Annotated in this window: 3 protein-coding genes and 1 pseudogene; all 4 read right to left on the reverse strand. The window is 59.3% G+C overall.

Annotated features, from left to right (window positions below):
- Positions 1 to 14 precede the first annotated feature (14 nt).
- Positions 15 to 272: pseudogene (locus T5B8_RS19875) on the reverse strand (transposase); the annotation flags it as partial.
- Positions 273 to 320: 48 nt separating this feature from the next.
- The gene (locus T5B8_RS19880) at positions 321 to 761 is read right to left on the reverse strand and encodes an RES family NAD+ phosphorylase (protein WP_502950822.1); all 441 of its coding nucleotides are present in this window, start codon (positions 759 to 761) and stop codon (positions 321 to 323) included.
- 5 nt (positions 762 to 766) lie between these two features.
- Positions 767 to 1228, reverse strand: coding sequence for an Xre family toxin-antitoxin system antitoxin (locus T5B8_RS19885; protein ID WP_353180995.1), 462 nt, complete (start codon positions 1226 to 1228; stop codon positions 767 to 769).
- A gap of 70 nt (positions 1229 to 1298) precedes the next feature.
- Positions 1299 to 2873 carry a DUF4942 domain-containing protein gene (locus T5B8_RS19890; RefSeq protein ID WP_353180996.1) on the reverse strand — a complete coding sequence of 525 codons (1575 nt, stop codon included), beginning with the start codon at positions 2871 to 2873 and terminating at the stop codon, positions 1299 to 1301.
- Between the last annotated feature and the right edge of the window lie 124 nt (positions 2874 to 2997).

Consider the following 2997-nt stretch of genomic DNA (forward strand, 5'->3'; position numbering starts at 1 on the left):
TGCTGCGGTTACCATTTTTTTCGCAAGGCCTCGCGCGTGACCTCGTTTTCGAGCATCGACTCGGCTAATAGCCGCTTCAAGCGACTGTTCTCGGCCTCAAGCGCTTTCAGTCGCTTGGCATCCGAGACGTCCATGCCGCCGAACTTATTCCGCCAGGTGTAATAGCTCGCCTCGGAAAAGCCGTGCCGGCGGCACAGCTCTTTAACCGGCGTACCGGCCTCGGCCTCCTTCAAAAAACCGATGATCTGCTCTTCGGTATAGCGCTTCTTCATGTCCAATCTCCAGGCTTCGGGTGATTGGACTCCAGATCGACGTGCTACTCAATAGCGGGGGATGGTCGCTGCTTCAATACGCCGATCGAAAACGAACGCGACGTTATCGCTGACGGCTAGACCCGCCATCACGGGATGAAGGACGTTGATCAGGTAGTTCCAGGCATAGGGCACCACCACCGATGGCACTCGCAGCAGCGGCTTGTCGCCGGCATCGAGCCACGCCTGCCCGACATCGATGGGATCGTTCGGTACATGCGCCACACGCTCGACGTAGCCATCAGGCACGTCGAGCACGATCAGCCGATGCGTGAGCGGCGCATTCGCCAGGCCGATGCCGCCATGAACGAGCTTCTCGAAACCAGCAAGCGCTGGATGCTCCGCCGCGTAGACCACCGGGTACCCCACAGGGGTCCACCGTCCGCCGTATAGTTCAGCGCCCTTGCCGCTTAGATCCTCGGCATACTGTTCCTGGGCGACACGATACAAGCGCATCAAGCATCAACGCCGTACATCATCCGACCCAGCACCTGTTCGACCCATTCGGTACCACTTTCGGTATCGGTCAGGGTGATCGGCGCTTCGTCTTCGAACACCGGATTCGAGCTATTGAGCCAGTGCATCGCGCGATCGCGATCCCCAAACGCTTCCTCGGCGAGCGCGATGATCTTGGCCGCGCGCAATACTGCCTCGGATACCGGCTTGGATAAACGCTTGGATTTGCTCTTACCGGCAGAAATCAGCGTCGTGCGCGGTACCACCTGATCGAACAAACGGTTTGGCACGCCGCTATGTTCACGAGCGTACTGGGCGCTGGCCACAGGCAGGCCCGCCCTGATCACGCTCCTGACCTTGGCCGGATTGCCCAGCTCGCGCGCTGATAACTGGATGAACCGACCACCGCCCAGCAGGGCGAGTGTGCGTTCACTGCGAGTGATCTCTACGTTCGCGCTCATCGTTATACCTCACTGTCGATGTCGTCATTATACGTTGACGATCTCAACATTGCAGCTTCGCGGCCGTCGCTCAACCCGGCACCTGCGCCGTGAGTATGGCCACGCTGATCGATACGCCCGGAAACGCATCGACGTAGGTGCGCGACCAAGAAGTTTTAAGCTCGGGCAGCAGCATCTTGTCCTTATACGACGCCGGCAGCACACACACGAGCCGCCCACCCGGCGCCAGCATGGAGGCTGCGTGCTCAAGATGCGCTAGCGCGCGTCGGCGATCGAACGGCGGGTTCATGCAGATGCGATCGAACACACCGTCGCGCCATGACAGGAAATCCGCCTCGGTCGTTTCGAAGTCGCGTGCTCGCAGAACCTGGCAGTTCAAGGCGCTGACCTCGACGCAACGGGTACAATCCTTGGGCATGTAGCGCGCTAACCCGCCCTGCCCGGCGCTCGGCTCAAGACAGCGGTGGCCCGGGCCAATCTGGGCGGCCTCGATGACCTCCTGCGCCAAGCTCGAGGGTGTCGGATAGAACTGATGCGAACGATGATCGGGGAGCATCGCGCTGAACACGACCTCGTTAATGACTTGATCGGCGGGATAGTCGAACAGGTACGAGTTGCCGTTATGGATCGGAACGCCCCCCAGTGCTTCGAGCACGGCTTGCGCCTCCGCCAGCAGCTTACGATCATCCCTGGACTCCCAGCCAAAGCAGAACTCATTGGCCTGACGCGGGGGGCGATCATCGCGCCAGTAGGTGCCGCACTGGAGCAACTTGAGCACGGGGAACGGTATCGGCCGGTTGATGAGAGTGGCCTTGCGCTGGCGTGTCTTCGGCCGCTGCCGATAGGCCGGCGGAATCGCACGCGGGTGCCGATGGGCGAGAATCTCATTGAGGCGCCAAGCCAGATCAGGATGCACCTCAAGATGCGCTGTGCCCTTTTTATAGACCCGAATGCGCAGAGCCCCGCCGTCGAGCGTGAACCATACCCCCGTGGTGTCCCGAATCCGGTAGAGCATCCAAGATGAGCTTTGATGCCGCGGCAGATTGGTGCCTCTGAATTTCGCCAGCACTGCGCGCAGATCGTGAATCAGCCCGGCCCGGTCGGTTGTAGAGCCGTACTCCGTATAGACATAGCCAATGATCATTCGCTTGGAGAAACCTTCCGGGCGATTCGTCACGTGTTCGCCTGAAAGACCGGTAAAGATGCCCTCAACCATCTCCGAAAGATAATCCAGGCGCTGCGCGAGCATGAGACGCAGATTGTCGCGTACCGTGCCTTCTTCGAACGCGGGGCAATCACGGCGCCTTATCTGTTCAAACCAGTCGCTGCGCTTTGCGCTAGGCATATAGTCGAGCACATCGGTCAGCTCGAGAGCGCGTTGCCAATAATGGGCGTCGAGCGCCTTGATAGCCGGTTCGAGGACGAAAATCTTGGCAACATCGGGCACATAGCGCTGAAACTGCTCGCTCTGGGCCTCGAGGAAAAAATGCGCGGCGCGCTGCATCTCTGCGCCCGACATGAACTCATGAACATGCCGTAGGTTCTTCAGAGCCTTGGTATGTTGTCCGATCAGAACATCTACCGCGTCTTCGTTGGCGGGTGCAAAAAATTCAGGTTCTTCAACGGATTCGAGTGCTGCGTTCACGGTTTTTGCCTTGGGCTGGGGTTCAACTCAAAGCTAAAACGGGTCGATGATTCCGCAAGGGTCTCTATATCGGTGGGGTTCTCACCCGTTAATGCGGACACTTCAAAGAAGGCTCATCATGGGC

Source organism: Salinisphaera sp. T5B8 (assembly GCF_040361255.1).
GTDB lineage: Bacteria > Pseudomonadota > Gammaproteobacteria > Nevskiales > Salinisphaeraceae > Salinisphaera.

Bases quoted from the DNA above. Each gene is read 5' to 3' on its own strand.
- T5B8_RS19885 (WP_353180995.1), bottom strand. From the start codon at position 1,228: ATGAGCGCGAACGTAGAGATCACTCGCAGTGAACGCACACTCGCCCTG.